This is a genomic window from Mangrovihabitans endophyticus, assembly GCF_014646155.1.
Classification (GTDB): Bacteria; Actinomycetota; Actinomycetes; order Mycobacteriales; family Micromonosporaceae; genus Actinoplanes; species Actinoplanes endophyticus.
Genome location: NZ_BMMX01000170.1, coordinates 1 through 577, shown reverse-complemented (window position 1 = coordinate 577; position 577 = coordinate 1). Strand labels below are relative to the sequence as shown.

The window sequence follows — 577 nt, the reverse complement described above, 5'->3', positions numbered from 1 at the left end:
TCTTGATCACACCAGCCACACCCGCAGCCGCCTGCGTATGCCCGATGTTCGACTTCACCGACCCCAACAACAACGGACGATCCCCGGAACGATCCCGCCCGTACGTCGCCAGCAACGCCTGCGCCTCAATCGGATCACCCAACGTCGTACCCGTGCCGTGGCCCTCGACGACATCGACGTCCGACGTGGACAGTCGACCGCTGGCGAGCGCGGCGCGGATGACCCGCTGCTGTGACGGCCCGTTCGGGGCGGTCAGCCCGTTCGACGCCCCGTCCTGGTTGATCGCCGACCCGCGCACCACCGCGAGCACCTCATGCCCATGCCGACGCGCGTCCGACAGGCGTTCCAGCACCAGCATGCCGACGCCTTCGGCCCAGCCGACCCCGTCGGCCGCGTCGGCGTACGGCTTGCATCGCCCGTCCGGGGACAGGCCACCCTGGCGGGAGAACTCGATGAACGTGGTCGGGGTGGACATCACGGTGACACCGCCGGCCAGGGCGAGGGTGCACTCCCCCGCCCGCAAGGCTTGCGCCGCCAGATGCATCGCCACCAGCGACGAGGAACAGGCGGTGTCCAC

At 69.8% G+C, this 577-nt stretch carries 1 protein-coding gene; it reads right to left on the bottom strand.

Annotated elements, in window-relative coordinates; all coding sequences use genetic code 11:
• The coding region (locus IEY73_RS32965; RefSeq protein WP_189083253.1) for a beta-ketoacyl synthase N-terminal-like domain-containing protein at positions 1-577 on the bottom strand (577 nt) is incomplete at both ends.